Annotated in this window: 21 protein-coding genes and 1 tRNA gene; 11 read left to right on the forward strand and 11 right to left on the reverse strand. The window is 64.0% G+C overall.

The window, feature by feature from the left end; translation table 11 throughout:
* The first annotated feature begins 41 nt into the window (after window positions 1-41).
* The 9 genes from ETW23_RS11625 to ETW23_RS11665 all read left to right on the forward strand — a co-directional run bounded on the left by ETW23_RS11625 (window position 42) and on the right by ETW23_RS11665 (window position 6992).
* Window positions 42-578 (forward strand): DUF177 domain-containing protein, encoded by a 537-nt coding sequence (locus ETW23_RS11625; RefSeq protein WP_134830081.1) that lies wholly within the window; start codon window positions 42-44, stop codon window positions 576-578.
* Window positions 579-800: 222 nt separating this feature from the next.
* Window positions 801-1007, forward strand: a complete 207-nt coding sequence (rpmF, locus tag ETW23_RS11630; RefSeq protein ID WP_008558107.1) for a 50S ribosomal protein L32 — start codon at window positions 801-803, stop codon at window positions 1005-1007.
* Window positions 1008-1043: 36 nt separating this feature from the next.
* A complete protein-coding gene (gene plsX / locus ETW23_RS11635) occupies window positions 1044-2231 on the forward strand; it encodes a phosphate acyltransferase PlsX (RefSeq protein ID WP_134830082.1) in 1188 nt (395 codons plus the stop codon).
* On the forward strand, window positions 2173-3144 hold the full coding sequence (locus tag ETW23_RS11640; RefSeq protein WP_129371209.1) for a beta-ketoacyl-ACP synthase III: 972 nt from the start codon (window positions 2173-2175) through the stop codon (window positions 3142-3144). The genes plsX and ETW23_RS11640 overlap by 59 nt, the downstream gene beginning before the upstream one ends.
* Before the next feature lie 101 nt (window positions 3145-3245).
* Window positions 3246-3548, forward strand: a complete 303-nt coding sequence (ihfA, locus tag ETW23_RS11645) for an integration host factor subunit alpha (protein WP_024090431.1) — start codon at window positions 3246-3248, stop codon at window positions 3546-3548.
* A gap of 15 nt (window positions 3549-3563) precedes the next feature.
* On the forward strand, window positions 3564-4490 hold the full coding sequence (locus ETW23_RS25935; protein WP_254695009.1) for a MerR family transcriptional regulator: 927 nt from the start codon (window positions 3564-3566) through the stop codon (window positions 4488-4490).
* Between the two features lie 571 nt (window positions 4491-5061).
* Window positions 5062-5556: a hypothetical protein gene (locus tag ETW23_RS11655; RefSeq protein WP_134830083.1), complete on the forward strand. Its 495-nt coding sequence runs from the start codon at window positions 5062-5064 to the stop codon at window positions 5554-5556.
* A 154-nt stretch (window positions 5557-5710) separates the two neighbouring features.
* Window positions 5711-5787: transfer RNA gene (locus ETW23_RS11660), tRNA-Pro, on the forward strand.
* A gap of 125 nt (window positions 5788-5912) precedes the next feature.
* The gene (locus ETW23_RS11665) at window positions 5913-6992 is read left to right on the forward strand and encodes a 2'-deoxycytidine 5'-triphosphate deaminase (RefSeq protein ID WP_134830084.1); all 1080 of its coding nucleotides are present in this window, start codon (window positions 5913-5915) and stop codon (window positions 6990-6992) included.
* A gap of 38 nt (window positions 6993-7030) precedes the next feature.
* On the opposite strand, the gene ETW23_RS11670 is transcribed toward ETW23_RS11665, so the two are convergent.
* Window positions 7031-7561 carry an Lrp/AsnC family transcriptional regulator gene (locus tag ETW23_RS11670; protein WP_134830085.1) on the reverse strand — a complete coding sequence of 177 codons (531 nt, stop codon included), beginning with the start codon at window positions 7559-7561 and terminating at the stop codon, window positions 7031-7033.
* A 70-nt stretch (window positions 7562-7631) separates the two neighbouring features.
* On the opposite strand from ETW23_RS11670, the gene ETW23_RS11675 reads away from it, so the two are divergent.
* On the forward strand, window positions 7632-8783 hold the full coding sequence (locus tag ETW23_RS11675) for an MFS transporter (RefSeq protein ID WP_134830086.1): 1152 nt from the start codon (window positions 7632-7634) through the stop codon (window positions 8781-8783).
* On the opposite strand, the gene ETW23_RS11680 is transcribed toward ETW23_RS11675, so the two are convergent.
* The 10 genes from ETW23_RS11680 to ETW23_RS11725 all read right to left on the reverse strand — a co-directional run bounded on the left by ETW23_RS11680 (window position 8758) and on the right by ETW23_RS11725 (window position 17643).
* Window positions 8758-8946: a hypothetical protein gene (locus ETW23_RS11680; RefSeq protein WP_129371212.1), complete on the reverse strand. Its 189-nt coding sequence runs from the start codon at window positions 8944-8946 to the stop codon at window positions 8758-8760. The genes ETW23_RS11675 and ETW23_RS11680 overlap by 26 nt on opposite strands.
* Window positions 8947-9079: 133 nt before the next feature.
* On the reverse strand, window positions 9080-9757 hold the full coding sequence (scpB, locus tag ETW23_RS11685; RefSeq protein ID WP_205877247.1) for an SMC-Scp complex subunit ScpB: 678 nt from the start codon (window positions 9755-9757) through the stop codon (window positions 9080-9082).
* Entirely contained in the window at window positions 9757-10551 is a 795-nt protein-coding gene (locus ETW23_RS11690; protein ID WP_129371213.1) for a ScpA family protein, read from the reverse strand. Before ETW23_RS11690 ends, scpB begins: the two co-directional genes overlap by 1 nt.
* Entirely contained in the window at window positions 10544-11548 is a 1005-nt protein-coding gene (gene nagZ, locus ETW23_RS11695) for a beta-N-acetylhexosaminidase (RefSeq protein ID WP_134830087.1), read from the reverse strand. Before nagZ ends, ETW23_RS11690 begins: the two co-directional genes overlap by 8 nt.
* A 91-nt stretch (window positions 11549-11639) precedes the next feature.
* Complete coding sequence (locus ETW23_RS11700; protein ID WP_254695010.1) at window positions 11640-12620, reverse strand: SPOR domain-containing protein; 981 nt, start codon at window positions 12618-12620, stop codon at window positions 11640-11642.
* Window positions 12621-12954: 334 nt separating this feature from the next.
* Window positions 12955-14700 (reverse strand): arginine--tRNA ligase, encoded by a 1746-nt coding sequence (argS, locus tag ETW23_RS11705; RefSeq protein ID WP_129371216.1) that lies wholly within the window; start codon window positions 14698-14700, stop codon window positions 12955-12957.
* A gap of 165 nt (window positions 14701-14865) precedes the next feature.
* Window positions 14866-15204, reverse strand: a complete 339-nt coding sequence (locus ETW23_RS11710) for a YciI family protein (RefSeq protein WP_134830088.1) — start codon at window positions 15202-15204, stop codon at window positions 14866-14868.
* Complete coding sequence (locus ETW23_RS11715) at window positions 15201-15500, reverse strand: YciI family protein (protein ID WP_129371218.1); 300 nt, start codon at window positions 15498-15500, stop codon at window positions 15201-15203. The genes ETW23_RS11710 and ETW23_RS11715 overlap by 4 nt, the downstream gene beginning before the upstream one ends.
* Window positions 15501-15702: 202 nt before the next feature.
* Window positions 15703-16095 (reverse strand): GFA family protein, encoded by a 393-nt coding sequence (locus ETW23_RS11720; RefSeq protein ID WP_129371219.1) that lies wholly within the window; start codon window positions 16093-16095, stop codon window positions 15703-15705.
* A 396-nt stretch (window positions 16096-16491) separates the two neighbouring features.
* Window positions 16492-17643 carry a deoxyguanosinetriphosphate triphosphohydrolase gene (locus ETW23_RS11725; RefSeq protein ID WP_247676816.1) on the reverse strand — a complete coding sequence of 384 codons (1152 nt, stop codon included), beginning with the start codon at window positions 17641-17643 and terminating at the stop codon, window positions 16492-16494.
* A 90-nt stretch (window positions 17644-17733) separates the two neighbouring features.
* On the opposite strand from ETW23_RS11725, the gene ETW23_RS11730 reads away from it, so the two are divergent.
* A complete protein-coding gene (locus ETW23_RS11730) occupies window positions 17734-18057 on the forward strand; it encodes an iron-sulfur cluster assembly accessory protein (RefSeq protein ID WP_134830090.1) in 324 nt (107 codons plus the stop codon).
* The last annotated feature ends 127 nt before the right edge of the window (window positions 18058-18184 follow it).

Here is an 18184-nt window from a genome sequence, read left to right on the forward strand (position 1 = left end):
CTAATGACCGCTTCCGGTTCAAGAAACGAAAGTCCCCGATTATGTCTGACAGCACCGCACTGCGGGTGGCGGATCTGCCGCAAAACACCCCGACCGCCTTTGAAATTGTCCCGGATAAAGCAGATCTGGCCGCATTGGCAGCCGAGCTGGGCGTGACCGCCCTGCGCAAAACCCGCTTTAAAGGCGAGATCAAGGCGCGCGGCAAACGCGACTGGCAGCTGACCGGATCCTTGGGCGCCACTGTGGTGCAGGACTGTGTGGTGACACTGCAGCCGGTGACCACGCGGATTGAGGAGAACATCCGCCTCACCTACCTGTCCCGTATGGAGATTCCGGACGAAGCCGAGGCGGAAATGCCCGAGGATGACAGCACCGAGGCGCTTGGCAGCCATATTGATCCGGGCGCCGTGATGGCCGAGGCGCTGGCGCTGCATATCCCCGTCTACCCGCGCAAAGACGGCGCTGAGCTGGGCGAAGCGGTCTATACCAAGCCCGGCACGGCGCCGATGCGCGACGAGGATGCCCGCCCCTTTGCCGGTCTTGGCGCGCTGCGCGGGCTGCTGAAAGATGAGGATTAAGCCGGAATTTCCGCGCTTGCGGAAATTGCATCTGGAACCGGCGGCAAAGCTGCCCTAAAAAACACCTTGCGCCGCCGGAGATTCGCAGTATTTTCGCGCGCTCATCGGAATTTTTGGTTGGACAATGCTTGGGCAGGCGCCTAAACGCACGTCAGACTGATCGAACAGAACGCAATCGCGCCGCGGGGATGGCCCCAAGGCCCAAAAGACAAAGGTTGAGACATGGCCGTCCAACAGAATAAAGTATCCAAATCGCGCCGCAACAACCGCCGCGCGCACGATGCACTGGTTGCTGCAAACCCGAACGAATGCGGCAACTGCGGCGAGCTGAAGCGCCCGCACCACGTATGCCCCTCCTGCGGCCATTACGACGACAAAGAAATCGTCGCAGCGGCTGACGAGATCGAGATCGACGAAGACGCGGCATAAGCCACGGACAGGATTTGATGCCAGGCAGGCTTTCGCATGACGGGTAAACCCGATCAAAATCAGGCAAAAGCCGGCCGCATCACCATTTCTGTTGACGCCATGGGCGGAGACGCCGGCCCCGCTGTTGTGGTGGCCGGCATTGCCATGTCGGCGGATAAGAATCCCGATATCGGGTTCATCCTGCACGGCCCCGCCGAACAGCTGAAACCGCTGGTCGCCAAAAAACGCATCCTTGAAGGCCGGGTTGAGATTCGCGACGTCCGCGACGTTGTCACCATGGAGGACAAACCCTCTCAGGTGATGCGCAACGGCAAGGGCACCTCGATGTGGTCGGCCCTGGATGCGGTCAAGAACGGCGAAGCGGGCGGCGCTGTATCCTGCGGCAACACCGGCGCGCTGATGGCGCTGTCGATGCTGCGCCTGCGCAAGCTGCCGGGGGTTAACCGGCCTGCCATTGCCATCCTGTGGCCGTCGCTGAACCCGCAGGGCTTCAACGTGATGCTGGATGTCGGCGCCGACGTGAAGGCGGATGCCGAGGATCTGCTGCAATACGCGCTGATGGGCACCTCATACGTGCGCAATTCCATGGACATTGCCTGCCCGCGGGTCGGCTTGCTGAACGTGGGCACCGAAGAGCACAAGGGCAGCGCCGTGCTGAAAGAGGCCCACGCGCTGATTGCGGAGAACGCCGCACAGTCCAATTATGAATTCACCGGCTTTGTCGAAGGCAGCGATATTCCCGGTGATACCGCAGATGTGATCGTCACCGACGGCTTTACCGGCAATGTGGCGATCAAGACCGGCGAAGGCACCGCGCGGGTAATGCGCACCGCCTTGCGGGAAGCCTTTGAATTTTCGTTTTTGTCCAAGATTGCCGCCCTTCTGGCGATGACCTCTTTGAAAAGACTGTCCAAACGGATGGATCCGCGCCGGGTCAACGGCGGCGTTTTCCTGGGGCTCAATGGCACTGTGGTCAAATCCCACGGCGGCGCCGATGCCATGGGGGTTTCCGCTGCGGTCAAGCTGGCGTTCCGGCTGGCAGAGCATGGATTCGCCGAAAAGCTGGCGGCACGGGTTGCATCTGCCGGTGCGCATACCCAAGATGATACTGCCCCCGCGAGACGCGGGCGGCCACCGAAAAAGATTAAAATAGGCAGGCAATCGAATGACGCGACGCGCGGTAGTTGTTGGCACAGGACACTATCTCCCCGAACGGGTGGTTGAAAACGCGGAATTCGAAGCCACGCTGGATACCACGGACGAATGGATCCGCAGCCGGTCTGGCATCGAACGCCGCCATTTCGCCGCCGAGGGTGAGACCACATCGGATATGGCCGCCAAGGCAGCGGAACGCGCTTTGGCCGATGCCGGGCTGACGGCCGAAGATGTGGACGCCATCATCGTAGCAACCTCCACCGCCGACCTCACCTTTCCTTCCGCCGCCACCATGGTGCAGTCCAAGCTGGGCATGACAAAAGGCTTTGCCTTTGACGTGCAGGCGGTCTGCGCCGGCTTTGTCTATGCCCTCAGCAATGCCAACGCGCTGATCGCCTCGGGCCAGGCAGAACGGGTGCTGGTGATCGGCGCCGAGACCTTCAGCCGGATCATGGACTGGACCGACCGCGGCACCTGCGTGCTGTTCGGCGACGGCGCCGGCGCGCTGCTGCTGGAAGGCCAGGAGCAGCCCGGCACCAACAGGGACCGCGGCATCCTGTCGACCGACCTCAACTCGGACGGGCGCTATAAGGATCTCTTGTATGTGGACGGCGGCGTCTCCACCCAGTCGACCGGCCATCTGCGGATGCAGGGCAACCAGGTGTTCCGACACGCGGTGGAGAAACTCGCCTCTACCGCGAACACCGCGCTGGACAAGGCCGGGCTGGCGGCCGCGGATGTGGATTGGATCGTGCCGCATCAGGCCAATATCCGCATCATCCAGGGCACCGCCAAGAAAATGGGCCTCAGCATGGACAACGTGGTGGTAACCGTGCAGGATCACGGCAACACCTCTGCCGCCTCCATTCCGCTGGCCCTGTCCGTCGGCAAAGAGCGCGGCCAGATCAAAGAAGGCGATCTGATTGTGACCGAAGCCATCGGCGGCGGCCTCGCCTGGGGTGCCGTTGTGGTGCGCTGGTAACCCTGCAGTCTTAATTTCCGCCCGAAACACCCCGCGCAATTCATTGATATTGACAGGGAAATTCCCCGCGCCCTATGCTTTGGCAAACAACGGGGAATGGTATGGGCGAAAAAACACTTACACGAATGGATTTGAGTGAAGCAGTTTTCCGGGAAGTCGGCCTGTCGCGCAATGAAAGCGCGCAGCTGGTGGAAAGCATGCTGCAATACATGTCGGATGCCCTGGTGCGCGGTGAACAGGTGAAGATTTCCTCGTTCGGCACATTCAGCGTGCGGGACAAATCAGCCAGGGTCGGGCGCAACCCGAAAACCGGCGAAGAAGTGCCGATTCAGCCGCGCCGCGTGCTGACCTTCCGGCCCTCCCACCTGATGAAAGACCGCGTGGCAGACGGCAACCGTAAATAACGGGACCAATAGGCCATGTCGAAATCACCGGACGCGTTCCGCACCATTAGCGAAGTTGCGGAATGGCTGGGCGTGCAGGCCCATGTCCTGCGCTTCTGGGAGAGCAAGTTCACCCAGCTCAAACCTGTAAAGCGGGCCGGCGGGCGGCGCTATTACCGGCCTGCGGATATGCTGCTTCTGGGCGGCATCAAGAAACTGCTGCATGACGACGGGCTGCCGATCAAGGAGGTGCAGGCGCTGCTGCGCGAGCATGGCGCGGCGCATGTGTCCGGCTTTTCCCATTCGCTTGACGGCTCAGCCGCAGAGCGCCCCGAAGCCGTGCCGCCGGCCGATAAGCTTGGCGATGATTGGCAAAGCTCGCTGGAGCTGAGCCTTGACGCAGCCGCGCAGGATCAAGATCCAGGCAGCAATGTGGTCGGCTTCCCCCCACGGCGGCAGCTGATGGAGCCACAGCTGAAACCGGCGCGCTGCCGGACAGCAGCCCGGCATCTGCCCCCGAAACTGGACCCGAATCCGGCCCCGGTTCCGCCTCCGAGCCGCAAAATCAGACGAACCCGGAGCCGCCCGCCGCTGACAACGGTGCAGAGGCCGGCTCAGAACAGCCAAAGCCCGGCCCCGGCGCCCTCCCTGTGGCTGAAGCCCCCGCAGACCTGCCCCTTACCAGCGCCCCGGAGCCCGAAGCCCCTGCCGCTTTGCCCGATACTGATGCGCCTGACTCTGCTGCATCGCTGGATCTGCCCGCCGCTGAGGCCGCTAAGGATGTTTCAGCCGATGCGTACAGCGCAGGGCCCTCAGTCGATCAGCCCGCCGCCCCGGCACCGGCACCGGAAGCTCTTGTACAGGACCGCCCCGCCGCCACGCCGGCGATGGAAGACCCCGCGCCTGCTGCAGCGGTTGAGATTTCCACCCCTGACGCCAAAGCGGAGCCGGCCGCGCCTGTGATGGACAGCCTTGCAGAAGATCCTGCCGCAGCGGAGCCGCCGCAAGCCGGTGCGGATCCCGCAGACCTCCCAGCTGCCTCCGGATCTGCCGGGGACCAACCGGCAACCAAGGCCCCGGACCTGCCTCTGGAGCAGCCGACTGCAGAGCCGGAGGCGGCACCGCCTGCAAGCGACGCCGCGGCACTTGATCCGGGCACCGCAGCGCCAAAGACCGAGGAGGCGCAGCCCGCCGCCACGGATATCCCAGCCGCAGTGCCGGGTCTGCCCCCGAAGCGGCAATCGAAGAGCCGCAAGAATTTGTTTGGGAAACCGATGCGGCTGCGAATCCGGAACCCGTTCCGGAACAGCCCGCAGTCACGGAAGAATCGGACACCGCGCCAGCGCCAATAGCAGAGCCTGCCTCTGATCCCTCCGCCGCACCGCTGGACAAACCAGCCGCAGCAGCGGAACCGGAACAAGCCGCAGAGCCGGTTGCAGAACAAGCGCCCGAAACCGGGTCCGAATCGGCGGCCGGGCCCGCGCCGGAAGAACAACCGGTCCCGGCGGATGAGCCCGTTTCCAGCCAGACACCGGTGCCCGCAGAAGAACCAGCAGCTTTTGCAGCGGACGCACCGCCAGCGGATCCGGAGCCGGCCGGGGACACGCTGGTGGCCGCCGCAGGCCTGCAGCCGGAAGAGCCGCTGGACTTCGGCTTAGCCCCGCCCGAGGCAGCCTCTGCGCCTGCTTCAGAAGCGGATCCCGCGATGTCTTTCCCGCCGCATGATCTGGACGAGGCCGCCCGGCAAGTGGATGCACTGGAATTCTCCTCCGGCTTCGACCCTGCAGCCGAAGCGCCCCAGGACGGCCCGGCTGAAACGGAAACGCCGGCACCGCAAGAGGCTGCAACGGAAACCACGGCGCCCGGCGCGCCAGTCCAGCCTCCAGCCCAGCCGCCAGCCCGGCCGCCGGTGCCGCAGCCGGGTGTTCTGGCGCATCTCGCCGCCATCCGCAGCTTGCCGCCGCATGTATTGGGTGAAATTGCCGCCTGCGCGGAGGAACTGCGGGGCCTTACTGCAAGCAGCCACTGAACCGGAGTCCAGCCCGTCGCTGGCCCCAGGAAGCGGCTGCCGCAGCTGGCCTGCTTTGCTCCCGCTTTCCTCTGCTGACTTTCTTTGCGGCGGCGCGAAAAATATTGCCGCCCCCTCTTGCCCCTGCCGCCAAAACGGTTAGAAGGCTCCTCAACGGGCTATGGCGCAGCCTGGTAGCGCGTCCGTCTGGGGGACGGAAGGTCGCAGGTTCGAGTCCTGCTAGCCCGACCATATGAAAAACGCCCGGGTGTTCACGCACCCGGGCGTTTTCGTATCCAGCGCAGGGCTTTGCCGATTGCGCAGCGCGGCCAATTCGGCCAGCATCGCCGCAAAGCCGGCACCGAGGGGGACAGGACATGACAGGCGTATTGCCCAGCCAAACCATTGAAAAGATGCTGGATCACGGCGAAATCGCCGTCAGCACCCCGCTGGTCGAAGGCCAGGTGCAGCCCGCCAGCCTCGACCTGCGCCTGGGTAACGTGGCTTACCGGGTGCGCGCCTCGTTTCTGACCGGCCAGAGCCGCAGCGTTTCCGACCGCCTGACCGAGTTCGAGATGCACCGGATCAGCCTGGAAGGCGGCGCAGTGCTGGAAAAAGGCTGCGTCTATGTGGTGCCCTTGATGGAAAGCCTGGCGCTGCCAAAGGATGTCTCTGCGGTGGCCAATGCCAAAAGCTCCACCGGGCGGCTGGATCTTCTGACCCGCACCATCACCGATGGCGGCGAGGAATTCGACCGCATCAAACCCGGCTACACCGGCCCGCTTTATGCCGAGATCTGCCCCCGGTCCTTTTCGGTGCTGGTGCGGCCCGGCATGCGGCTCAATCAGATCCGGTTCCGCACCGGCCAGGCGGTCCTCAGCGATGCTGAGCTGAAAATGCTGCACGCAGGCTCGCCGCTGGTTGACGGTGACGCGGTGATCGAGGACGGCCTGGGCTTTTCAGTTGATCTGAAACTGCCCGGCAGTGATCTGGTCGGCTACCGCGCCAAGCCGCATACCGGCGTCATCGACCTGGACCGGATCGGCGAATACGACCCGCAGGAATACTGGGAGGAAGTGCGCACAAAGGACGGACGCATCATTCTGGACCCCGGTGCCTTTTACATTCTGGTCAGCCGCGAGGCAGTGCATATCCCGCCCGCCTTTGCCGCCGAGATGGCGCCCTATCTGGCCATGGTCGGTGAATTCCGGGTGCATTATGCAGGCTTCTTCGACCCTGGCTTTGGCCATGACGCGGCCGGCGGCACCGGTTCGCGCGGGGTGCTGGAGGTGCGCTGCCACGAGGCGCCCTTTGTGCTGGAGCACGGTCAGGTGGTCGGGCGTCTGGTCTATGAGAAGATGGCAGAGGTGCCCGAGCAGCTTTACGGCGCCGGGATTGCATCGAATTATCAAGGCCAAGGGCTGAAGCTGTCAAAGCACTTCAAGACGCCTGCCTGATAGCAAATAGGGCAGCACCCGGCCCAAAAGCCGGGCGTTCACTTCACTGGCCCGCCGTTCGCCAGTTCCTTCGTCGTGCCCGCCTGCACCGGCCGGTCCAGATGCGTCGACAGCACCGTATAGGTGCGGGTGGCACGCACACAGCCGACCTCGTAAATCCGCGCCAGCAGCCCCTCCAGCGCTTTGGGGGAGGCAACCCGCACCTTGAGAATCAGGTTGGTATCCCCGGCAGAGCTGTGCACCTCCTCCAGCTCCGGCATCTCTTGCAGCGCCAAAAGATCCGTGGTCACGCCCCAGCCCTCGGTGTCCACATGGATAAAGGCCAGCAGCGGCTTGCCCACTGCAGCGCCGTCCAGCCGCGCAACGGTCGACTCGATGGCACCAGAGGCACGCAGCCGCTTGACCCGCTCATGCACCGCGGGCGCCGACAGACCGACCTCCTGGCCGATGGCAGCATAAGACAACGTCGCGTCCAGGCTCAGCGCGCCTAATATTCTTCGGTCCAAAGCATCCAGAACCCGGGTCGGCCCTGCATTCTTCCGAACCCCATCTGTTATTTCCGTTGCCATATCCAGCTGCCCTTCACAGAACGTCATTCTGCACATAGCAAAGTTACCTGAACATTTTCAAGGTAATCCCATGCGAACCCCGATTCTGATCCTGATGAGCGCAATTGGCGTGATTGGTGCAAACTCCCTGCTGCTGTCGCCGGTGGTGACGGCTGTCAGTGAAACCCTGGACGCCTCCACAACAGAGGTGATGCGGGCCGCCAGCGCCTATGGCCTCGGGGTTGCTGGGGCGGCGCTGCTGCTGGCGCCATTGGCAGACCGCATCGGCGCCGGGCGGCTGCTGCGCGCAGCCCTCATGCTGCTGGCCGCTGGACTGGCAGCCAGTGCCGCTGCACCGGATGTCTGGTGGCTGATGGCGGCGCAGGCGGTGTGCGGGCTGGCAGCGGGCGCCGCCCTGCCCTCGATCTATACGCTGGCGATGGTGATTGCCCCCAAAGGACGCGAGGCGCAGGTGCTGGGCTATGTGCTGGCGGGTTGGACGGTGTCGATGGTGCTGGGCGTCAGCGTCAGCGCCTGGGCCACCGATCTGGCAGGCTGGCGGGCGGTCTATGGCGCCCTGTCTGGCGTGGCGCTTGTGCTGTGGGGCGCGGCGCGCGCCTTGCGCGGGGCAGGCAGCCCCAGCGGCCAGGCAACCTCGCCGCTGACTGCGCTGCGGGTGCCGGGCATCATGCGCGGGTTGCTGGCCACTGCGCTGCTGATGCTGGGCTTTTACAGCAGCTATTTCTTCACTGGTGCCCATATCACCCAAGCATTGGGGCACAGCACCACCCAGGCGGGCCTGCTGCCGCTGTTCTACGGCATCGGCTTTGGCCTGGCGGTGCTGCTGGATCCGCTGCTGGACCGGCTGGGCCTGGGGCGGGCGACGCCGCCGGTGTTTCTGGGCGTCACTGCCAGCTATTTGCTGATGATGGTCCGGGCGGACCAATACATGCTGCTGCTGGGTCTCGCAGTGCTGTGGGGGATCTGCCAGCACCTGGCGCTGAACCTGGTGGTGGCGCGGGTGACACAGCTGGACCCGCAGCAGCGCGGCGCCATCATGGGGCTGTTCAGCACCGTGACCTACCTGTGCGTCTTCGCAGCCCCCTTTTGCGGCGCTGCGGCCTATGCCGGCTGGGGACTGGCGGGCTGCTTAGCCGTCTCCGCCCTGCTGTCAGCCTGCGCTGCGCTTGAGGCCATGGGCCTGAGACGCAAGCGGGTCAGCCCTGGCGGCGCCCCGGCTTGACCGGCGGAATGCGCGAACTGCCCGCCTGCTGCGCGGGCGGTGCGCTGCGCGGCTGACCCTTGCCGCGTTTGGCTACCGCGCTGATGCCGGCATTAACGCCCGCATTGACTGCGCGGCTGACCAGCCGCCGCAGCACCATGTTGATGATCGAATTCAATGTCATGGCCTTGGCCCCGCTTCCTGACTGCCCGCGATCTTAAAGGCAAATTAAGACAATTCCGGGGCGCAGAACACCGCTAAACACCACCGGGACAAGACACCGGCAGACACGATTGCGTAAACCGCGCCCTCAGGCGTCACTCTTCGAACAGTTCCGCCTGTTCTTCCGGTTCCTCGTCGTCGTCGCCCCCCTGGCCCATCGCAAAGGCCCCCGGCGGCGGCCGGTTCTCCAGCAGGCCCGCGGCGCGCAGCTCTTTCAATCCCGGCAGGTCGCGGGCACTTTCCAGGCCGAAGTGATCCAAAAAGACCGGCGTCACCACAAAGGTCACCGGGCGGCCCGGCGTCATCCGGCGGCGGCCCAGGCGGATCCAGTCCATTTCCATCAGCTGGTCAATGGTACCGCGCGACACCGACACGCCGCGGATCTCTTCGATCTCGGTGCGGGTGACCGGCTGGTGATAGGCGACAATCGCCAATGTCTCAATCGCGGCGCGGCTCAGCTTGCGCAGCTCGGTGGTTTCCTTCTGCATCAGAAAGCCCAGATCGGGTGCTGTGCGGATCGCCCAGGCATCGCCCAGACGCACCACCCGCACGCCGCGCCCCTCATAGCGTTTGCGCAGATGCTCCACCGCCTCGCGCGGGTTGCAGCCATGCGGCATGCGGCCTTCCAGATCGCGCAGGGTGACAGGCTCAGGGCTGGCAAACAGCACCGCCTCGACCATCCGCTCCTGCTCCGCCATCGGCGGCGCATCAAACAGCGTGTCGCTCTCTTCGCGGACGGGAGCGCCGTGGCTGTCCATAAGCTGGTCTTCCATCAGGTATCCTCGTTCAGGCTGCGCAGCTGGATCGGCGCAAATATCTCACTCTGACGCAGCTCAAGCCTGCCTTCCTTCACCAGCTGCAAAGACGCAGCAAAGGTGGAGGCAGTGGCCGAGCGGCGCTTGACCGGATCGCTGTGCCAGCCGTCCGGCAGATAGCTGATCAGATCGGTCCAGCCGCCGGTAAAACCCAGCAGCTGGCGCATCCGCTCCAGCGCTTCTTCCATCGTAAAGACCGACTCCCGGTCCATCACAAAGGGGCGGAAATCCTCCTTGGTGCGGATCCGCGCATAGGCCTGCATCAGATCCAGGAGGTTGGCAGTATAGGTAACGGTCTTGATCCGGGCGACGCTCTCTTCTTCGCCACGGGCAAAGAAGTCGCGCCCCAGCCGGTCGCGGGCCAGCAGCCGGGCCGAAGCATCGCGCATCGCCTGCAGGCGTTCCAGCTGGAACGCCAGGTGTGCCGCCAGTTCCTCGCCCGAGGGGCCGTCTTCCGCCGGGTCGGGTGGCAGCAGCAGGCGGGATTTCAGGAATGCCAGCCAGGCCGCCATCACCAGGTAATCCGCGGCCAGCTCGATCCGCAGCTCCTTGGCCTTGTTGACAAAGGTCAGGTACTGCTTGGCCAGCTCCAGCACCGAGATCTTGCGCAGGTCCACTTTCTGGGTGCGCGACAGGGTCAAAAGCAGGTCAAGCGGGCCTTCGAACCCGTCCACATCCACGATCAGGGCCTCGGCTGCCAGCCGCTCCTCTACCGTCGTGTCCGTGTCTGAAAAAAGTGTCTGCTCAGCCATAAACCTGCCCGCCCATGAGGGCGGCAAGTTCTCTTTCAGCGCTCAGAATGTCAAGGGCAGCAGGCGGGCGGCGGGCCGCCAAAGCGCGTTCTGCGCGGGTCTGCGCCACCGCTGTCATCGCCCCTGCAGCCTCAGCCACCGCGATCCGTTCCTCCAGCGAGGCATTGCACAAAAGCACAACATCGCAGCCTGCCGCGATCGAGGCGCGGGCATTGTCCGCCAGCGAGCCCTGCAGAGCCTTCATCGAGATGTCGTCGGTCATAACCAGCCCGTCAAACCCGATGCGTTCGCGGATCAGACGCATCATCACCGGTGACGTTGTGGCGGGGCGGTCGTCATAGGCGTCATAGACCAGATGCGCGGTCATCCCCAGCGGCAGGTCGTTCAGTGCCTGGAACGCGGCAAAGTCGCTTTGCTCCAGCACGTCAGGGTGGTTCGCCACATGCGGCAGGTCCAGATGGCTGTCAGCAGCAGCGCGGCCATGGCCGGGGATATGCTTCAGCACCGGCAGCACGCCGCCATCAAGATGCGCGGTGGCCACGGCACGGGCAATCCGGACAACCGTTGCGGCGCTGGTGCCATAGCAGCGGTTCTTCAGAAATTCATGGGTTTCCATGCAGGCGACATCGGCAATCGGCGCACAGTTGCTATCGATGCCCAGCGTATACAGTTCATGGGCAATCAACCTATAACGCAGGTACATTGCCCGCACGGCGTCCTCGCCCGCCAGCTGCACATGCTCCAGCGGCGGCAGCCAATTTCGTGCCAGCGGTTTGCGCAGCCGCTGCACCCGGCCGCCCTCCTGGTCGATGGTGATCGGGGCATTGCGGCCGACCGCCTCGCGGAAGTCACCGCACAGCGCCTGGATCTGTTCGACATCTTCCAGATTGCGGGCAAACAGGATGAATCCAAACGGATCGGCATCGCGGAAGAACGCCTTTTCATCGGCAGTCAGCCGCAGGCCCTCGGCGTCAAGGATGGTGGCTCCGTAGGTCATAAGATCCCTATCGCCCCTGAAAAGCGGGAGGGCAGCGCCCGGCCCGGGGTGGGTGCAAAGCGCCCGGCCTTGGGGCGGGCCGGGCGCTGCGTTACCGTGTGGTTACCGGAATGCAATCGGCATTGCCAGCCACCAGCGCCGAGCAGAACCGGCGGGCGTCCGACAGGCCGGCAAAGCCCATCGCCCGCAGCCGGTAGAACGTGCGCCCGCCGCTTTCGGCGCGCTGAATCACCCGCTGCTTGCCCTCAAGATAGTCCGCGAAACGGGCATGGATGCGGTCCCATTCAGCGCGCGCCACCTCCGGGCTTTCATAGGCGCCAAGCTGCGCCAGCCGTGTGCCTGCCGCAAGAGTTGCCGGATCCACATCAACGGTCCCGGCACGTGCTGCCGGTGCGGCTGCGGCCGGAGCCGGGCTGAACCGTGCGGGCCGGGCCGATGGCCGCAGCGAGACCTTGACACCCGGCGCATTCAGAATTGCAGGCGACGGGACTGCGGCGGCAAGCGCCGGCTGCAGCGGTTCCGGCTGCACGATGGCAGGGGCCTGCGCCGATGCCGGCACAGCGGCGGAAAGCGGTTCGGCCTCACGCGCCAATTCGGCAACCAGCGCGTCGATATCGCCGTTCTGGAACGAGGCCACGGCCTCCTCGCTGACGCCGGGCACTGCGGGAACGCTGGGTTCAACCGGGGCCGCAGGCAGTTCAGCCGCCGGCGCGGCCTCGGCGGCCAGCTCGGGCAGCGGTTTGTCATCTTCGGTCAGCTCAATGGCGGCAGGCGCCAGGGTCAGCCGGTCGGCAGGGGCTTCAGCGCTGCCGCTGGCAGCAACCGCGTTGACAGCCAGCCCCTGGTGATCCGCCTGAGAGCCGCCCGGCAGCACAGGCTGTTCGCGCATCGGTCCTTCGGCGGCGCGCACCACTGGTACGCCGCTGACATCCCGCATCACCAGCTTGTAGCCCCAAAAGCCCACCCCGGCGACCAGCGCAATCGACGCAACTGCCCCAGAATGCTCAGCGATTTCGAGAATCGCGCCCGCAGCCCGGCAGGAGCAGCAAAAACGGCATAGTCCTGGGGCCATGGCCCTGCCCTTCGGGCTGATATCCATAGGCGGAGTCTTCATAGCCGTAATTCGGCTCGGCTCCTGGCCCGGAATAGTGCTGCCCCCCGGAGTTCTGGCCGGAATACTGCTGGCCGGAATATTGCTGTGTGTATGTGTTTTCCGAGGCAGCGTCCTGTTCGTGACCGCTGCCTTGTGCATAGGCGCGGCCTTGGCCCGCCTGCGCAAAATACGCCATTTTCCGCCTCACTGCCCGGTTTGGCGGCGCATGGGCTGCGCTGCCGCTGGGTCTCTTGAACTGCCTCAGTCCGGCGGACTGCGCGACTTATGCCCGCAGGGGCTGGCGCCCCATTGGTTATCGCATCTCTTCTGCCGGTTTCACGCCAAGAATACCAAGACCTGCGGAAATGACAACGGAAACGGCCCGGGCCAGCGCCAAATTCGCATGTGTTGCCGATTGGCTGCTCTCCTTAACAAATCGTAAACCTTCGTTCGATTTGCCCAGATGGTACAGCCCGTGCAACTCAGACGCGAGGTCATAGAGATAGAAGGCCACCCGGTGCGGCTCATTGCTGCGGGCGGCGATTTCCACCTGGCGCGGCCATTCGGCCAGCTTCTTGACCACTGCCAGCTGCGCCGGGTCGGCGATCAGGCTCAGATCCGCAGCGTTCAGCGTGGCATCATCGGCCGCAATATTCTGTTCCGCCGCCTTGCGCAGGGTCGAGCAGATCCGCGCGTTGGCATATTGCACATAGAACACCGGGTTGTCCTTGGACTGCTCCAGCGCCTTATCGAGGTCGAAGTCGAAGCCCTGGTCGTTCTTACGGGTCAGCAGCATGAAGCGGGTTACATCCGCACCCACCGCATCCACCACATCGCGCAGGGTGACAAAGGTCCCTGCCCGCTTGGACATCTTGAATTCCTGACCGTCCTTGAACAGCTTCACCAGCTGGCACAGCTTGATATCCAGCGGCACCCGGCCATCCGACAGCGCCGACACGGCCGCCTTCATCCGTTTGACATAGCCGCCGTGGTCAGCGCCGAAAATGTCGATCAGCTCGTCAAAGCCGCGCTCGACCTTGTCATAGTGATAAGCAATGTCCGGTGCGAAATAGGTCCAGGCGCCATCGGATTTCTTCACCGCCCGGTCAACGTCGTCGCCATGGTCGGTGGATTTGAACAGGGTCTGCTCGCGCGGTTCCCAATCATCGGGCTTTTTGCCCTTGGGCGGCTCCAGCACGCCTTGATAGATCAGCCCCTTGGATTGCAGAGCCTCCAGCGCCGCCTCGATCTTGCCGGTGCCATAGAGGGATTTTTCCGAATAGAACACATCCATTTCGATGCCAAGCTGGGCCAGATCCTCGCGGATCAGCACCATCATCGCCTCGGTGGAGAACTCCCGCACGTCCGCCAGCCAGACGTCCTCGCCCTTGCCGACATAAGCATCACCCACCTTGTCCTTCAGCGCCTGCCCCACCGGCTTCAGGTAATCACCCGGATAGGTGCCGTCGGCAAAGGCCACTTCCTGCCCGTGCGCTTCCAGGTAGCGCAGGTAGACAGACCGCGCCAGCACATCGACCTGGCCGCCGCCGTCGTTGATGTAGTATTCGCGGGTGACGTCATAGCCGGCATAAGCCAAAAGCGAGGCCAGCGCATCGCCGAACACCGCGCCGCGGGTATGGCCGACGTGCAGCGGGCCGGTCGGGTTGGCCGAGACATATTCCACGTTCACCCGCTTGCCCGCGCCCAGACCAGAGCGGCCGAAATCCGTGCCTGCGTCCAGGACCGATTTCAGAACGTTCTGCCAGATGCCGGGCGCAAGGCGCAGGTTCAAAAAGCCGGGGCCTGCGACCTCGGCCGACGTCACCCGCACATCCGCGGCCAGCCTGGCGGCCAGCGCCTCGGCGATGTCGCGCGGCTTCATCCTGGCGGGCTTGGCCAGAACCATCGCCGCATTGGTTGCCATGTCGCCATGGGCGGCATCGCGCGGCGGCTCCACCGCGACATTGGCAAAATCAAGCCCCTCGGGCAGCGCGCCGTCCGCGGTCATCGCGGTCAGACTGTCAATCACAAGCGAGCGGATATCGGTAAAGAGGTTCATATCTGGCGTCCCATATGTTCAACAGTGCGGATACCGGGGGCCAAAGGCAGGGTCAACAGGATTGCAGGGGCTGCAGGTACCGGTAAGCGCACCGCACCGGAAAATTCAATTTTCCGGCCAATTTTCTTACTCAAGAAAATTGCGCCGCCATCCGCTGCGCCGGCCTCACAGGGTGGCGGTCTGGTCTTCCAGGATCTTGCCCCAGGTGAAGATCTCATAGGACCGGAAAGCAGGCACATAAAACGGATCACCATGGATCAGATGCTCCACCTCAACACGGTCCTCGGCCTCGACGATCCACAGCGCACCGCAGAAATCGCCATCGGTGTCCGGCTTCAGCCCGCCGCCGATCCGCAGCTCCGGGTGATCCCGGACATAAGCCACATGAGCATCGCGCCGGGATTGGCTGGCGCGCACATCCATCATTGCCAGCGCATCACGGAACATCACCGCCCAGCGGGTCAGCGCCGGCGCGGTCTTGCGGGTTTCCCGGGGAGCGGTCATGACAGCATTCCCTGAATGGCCGAGGCCGTGCCCCATTCGGTGATCTTGTAGGTGCGCAAAGAGGCCACGTAATAAGGATCCTGCAGGATCAGCCGTTCCACATCCTGACGGGTCTCCGCCTCCACATTCCAGATCGCGCCTGGGAAATCCTGCATCGGCCGCATCGCCAGCGCGCCGCCGATTTGCAGCCCGGACCTGGACCGCACAAAGGCGATATGCGCCTCGCGTCGCTTTTTGTCGCCGCGCACCCGGTCCATTTCGGGCTTGTCCGTGAATGTGACGGTCCAGCGTGCCATGGCTTTCCCCCTTGCTGCTCCTTTCGCGGATAACGCCAACGCCCCGCGGCATCATAGGGCCAGATCATAGCACGGCTTACGGCCAATTCGGGAACCTGACTAAGAGCATTCCGCACCCCGAACACACAACAGCAGGTCCGCGCCCGGCCACGGGCCGTTGCGAATGTGCCGTCCCGAGGCGGAGGCCGGGCACAGGCCGGACCTACGCCGGATGCCCCTCCGACTGCTTCGCACCGTCGCAAATCGCATACCAGCCCGGCTTCTCGCCCACGAACTCGTGGAAACTGTTCGCCACCTCCAGCGCCCCGTCCAGTGCATTTGCGGCGATCGGAAAACTGGCGTCCTGCGACAGGATCTCGCCCAGCGAGCTGCCGCAGATCCGGCAGAAACAACGGCCGTATTTATAGGGTGGCGCAGGCTGATACAGCGTCACTTCCTCCTTGCCGGCAATCCAGCGCAGGTCTTCCTTCTTCACAAACACAATGGTGCTGGCCCCCGCCTTGCGGCAGCGCGAGCAATGGCAGGTGCCCATCAGCGACGGCTGCGCCAGCAGCTCAAACTTCACCGCGCCGCAGCAACAGCTTCCCTCAATCATTCCAGCAATCCTTCCTATCATCCACTTGATAGGAACATTACGTGAACACATTCTAAAAAACAAGCCGCACTCACCCGTTGCGCAGCGACCATCCGCACCGCACGCCCGGCTTGCGCCGCCTTAACATGACTATGCGAAAGTCACTCCCGCTGCAGTACATGGCGCGGGTCTGGCACCCCTTGCGCACAGCAGACCAGAACCCCAAGACCACCTCCGCAAAAGGTGCAGAGGCGTCTGACTGATGAAGCTTTTGACCGGACACGTGGCGCGCCGGCGTTCCGGCCCTTCCCTCCACCTGTCGTGGCGGCACTGCCATCTCTACCCTGCCCGTTTCACTGCCCGCAGGAAAAGACCGCAGCAAACAAAACAGGCCCCAAGGAACACAAGGCGAAGCCCTCAGACCTCAACCTTCACCCCGATCAGCCGCTCATGCTGCTGCAGGGCGAAACGGTCGGTCATGCCGGCAATGTAATCCGACACAATCCGCGCCAGCGCGGTGCGTCCTTGTGCAGCCCCGATATCGGCGTGCCAGCGCTCCGGCATGTCCTGCGGATTGTCCAGAAAGTAGGGAAACAGCGCCTCCACCACCTTGGCGACCTTGGCGCGTTTCTCCATCACCGAAGGGGCGCGGTACATGCGGGTGAACAGGAAGGCGCGGATGTCTTTCAGCCCCGCCCAAATTTCCGGCGAGAACTGCACCAGCGGATAATCCAGCGCCCGCACCTCCTCGACACTCTGCACAGCAGACTCCGCCAGCAGCATCCGGGCAGTGCCGATCACATCACCGACCATGACCCCGAAGAAACGCCGCAGTGCCTCGTGCCGGCGGCGGTTCGGGTCCAGTCCCGGATACAGCCGGTCCACCGCGCCATACGCCTTGTCCAGCAGCGGCAGCCGTGCCAGATCATCGTCGCCGAACAGCCCGGCCCGCAGCGCATCGTGCAGATCGTGGTTGTTGTAGGCAATGTCATCCGCCAGCGCCGCTACCTGCGCCTCGGCACTTGCGTGGGTGTGCAGTTCCAGATCCACCGCCGCATTGCATTCCGCCAGTGCCCAGGGCAGCTCCCCCACCACCGGACCGTTGTGTTTCGCAATCGCTTCAAGGGTTTCCCAGGTGAGGTTCAACCCGTCGAATTCGGCGTAATGGCGCTCCAGACAGGTCACAATGCGGATCGCCTGGGCATTATGATCAAACCCGCCATAGGGTGCCATCAGCCCGTGCAGCGCATCCTCGCCGGTGTGGCCGAACGGCGTGTGGCCTAAGTCATGCGCCAACGCCACCGCCTCGGTCAGCTCTTGGTTCAGCCCCAAGGCGCCGGCAATTGTCCGGCCCACCTGCCCCACTTCAATCGAATGAGTAAGGCGGGTGCGGTAATTGTCGCCCTCATGTTCGACAAACACCTGGGTCTTATGTTTCAACCTGCGGAACGCACTGGCGTGGATGATCCGGTCGCGGTCGCGCTGATAGGGCGATCGGAAGGAGCTTTCCTCCTCGGTCACCTGCCGCCCGCGGCTGCGGTCCGGCATCGTGGCATAAGGCGCATGCATCTTAAATCTTTTCTCCAGCAAATCTTGCCGCATGAATTGCACCTTCATATATAAAGCCTTGCGCTGCAACTAACGCTGTGGAGAAACCTGATGAACCTGCCCCCGAAAGTCACTGACCGCGCCTTTGCCCGGCTGGCCGAGATCGGCGCCGCGGACCAGGGCCAGGCGCTGCGCGTCGCGGTCGAAGGCGGCGGCTGCTCGGGCTTTCAGTACGAGATCGCGCTGGACGAGGCGAAACCCGAAGATCTGGTGCTTGAGGGCCAGGGCGAAAAGGTCGTCGTCGACACGGTCTCCCTGCCGTTCCTGGAAAACGCAGTGATCGATTTCACCGAGGAGCTGATCGGCGCCCGCTTCACCATCGAGAACCCCAACGCCACCTCCAGCTGCGGCTGCGGCACCTCGTTTTCGATGTGACGCGGCGTCCAGCCGGCACCGCGCATCATGGTCCCGCCTTGCCGCCAGGCAAGGCAGCGCCCGCCCTCATCTCAAGGGGCGGGCGCTTCGCCCGTTTGCAGGGCGCAACGTCTCAGACGCAACCCCG

Source organism: Leisingera sp. NJS201, from assembly GCF_004535885.1.
In the GTDB taxonomy this organism is placed as follows: domain Bacteria; phylum Pseudomonadota; class Alphaproteobacteria; order Rhodobacterales; family Rhodobacteraceae; genus Leisingera.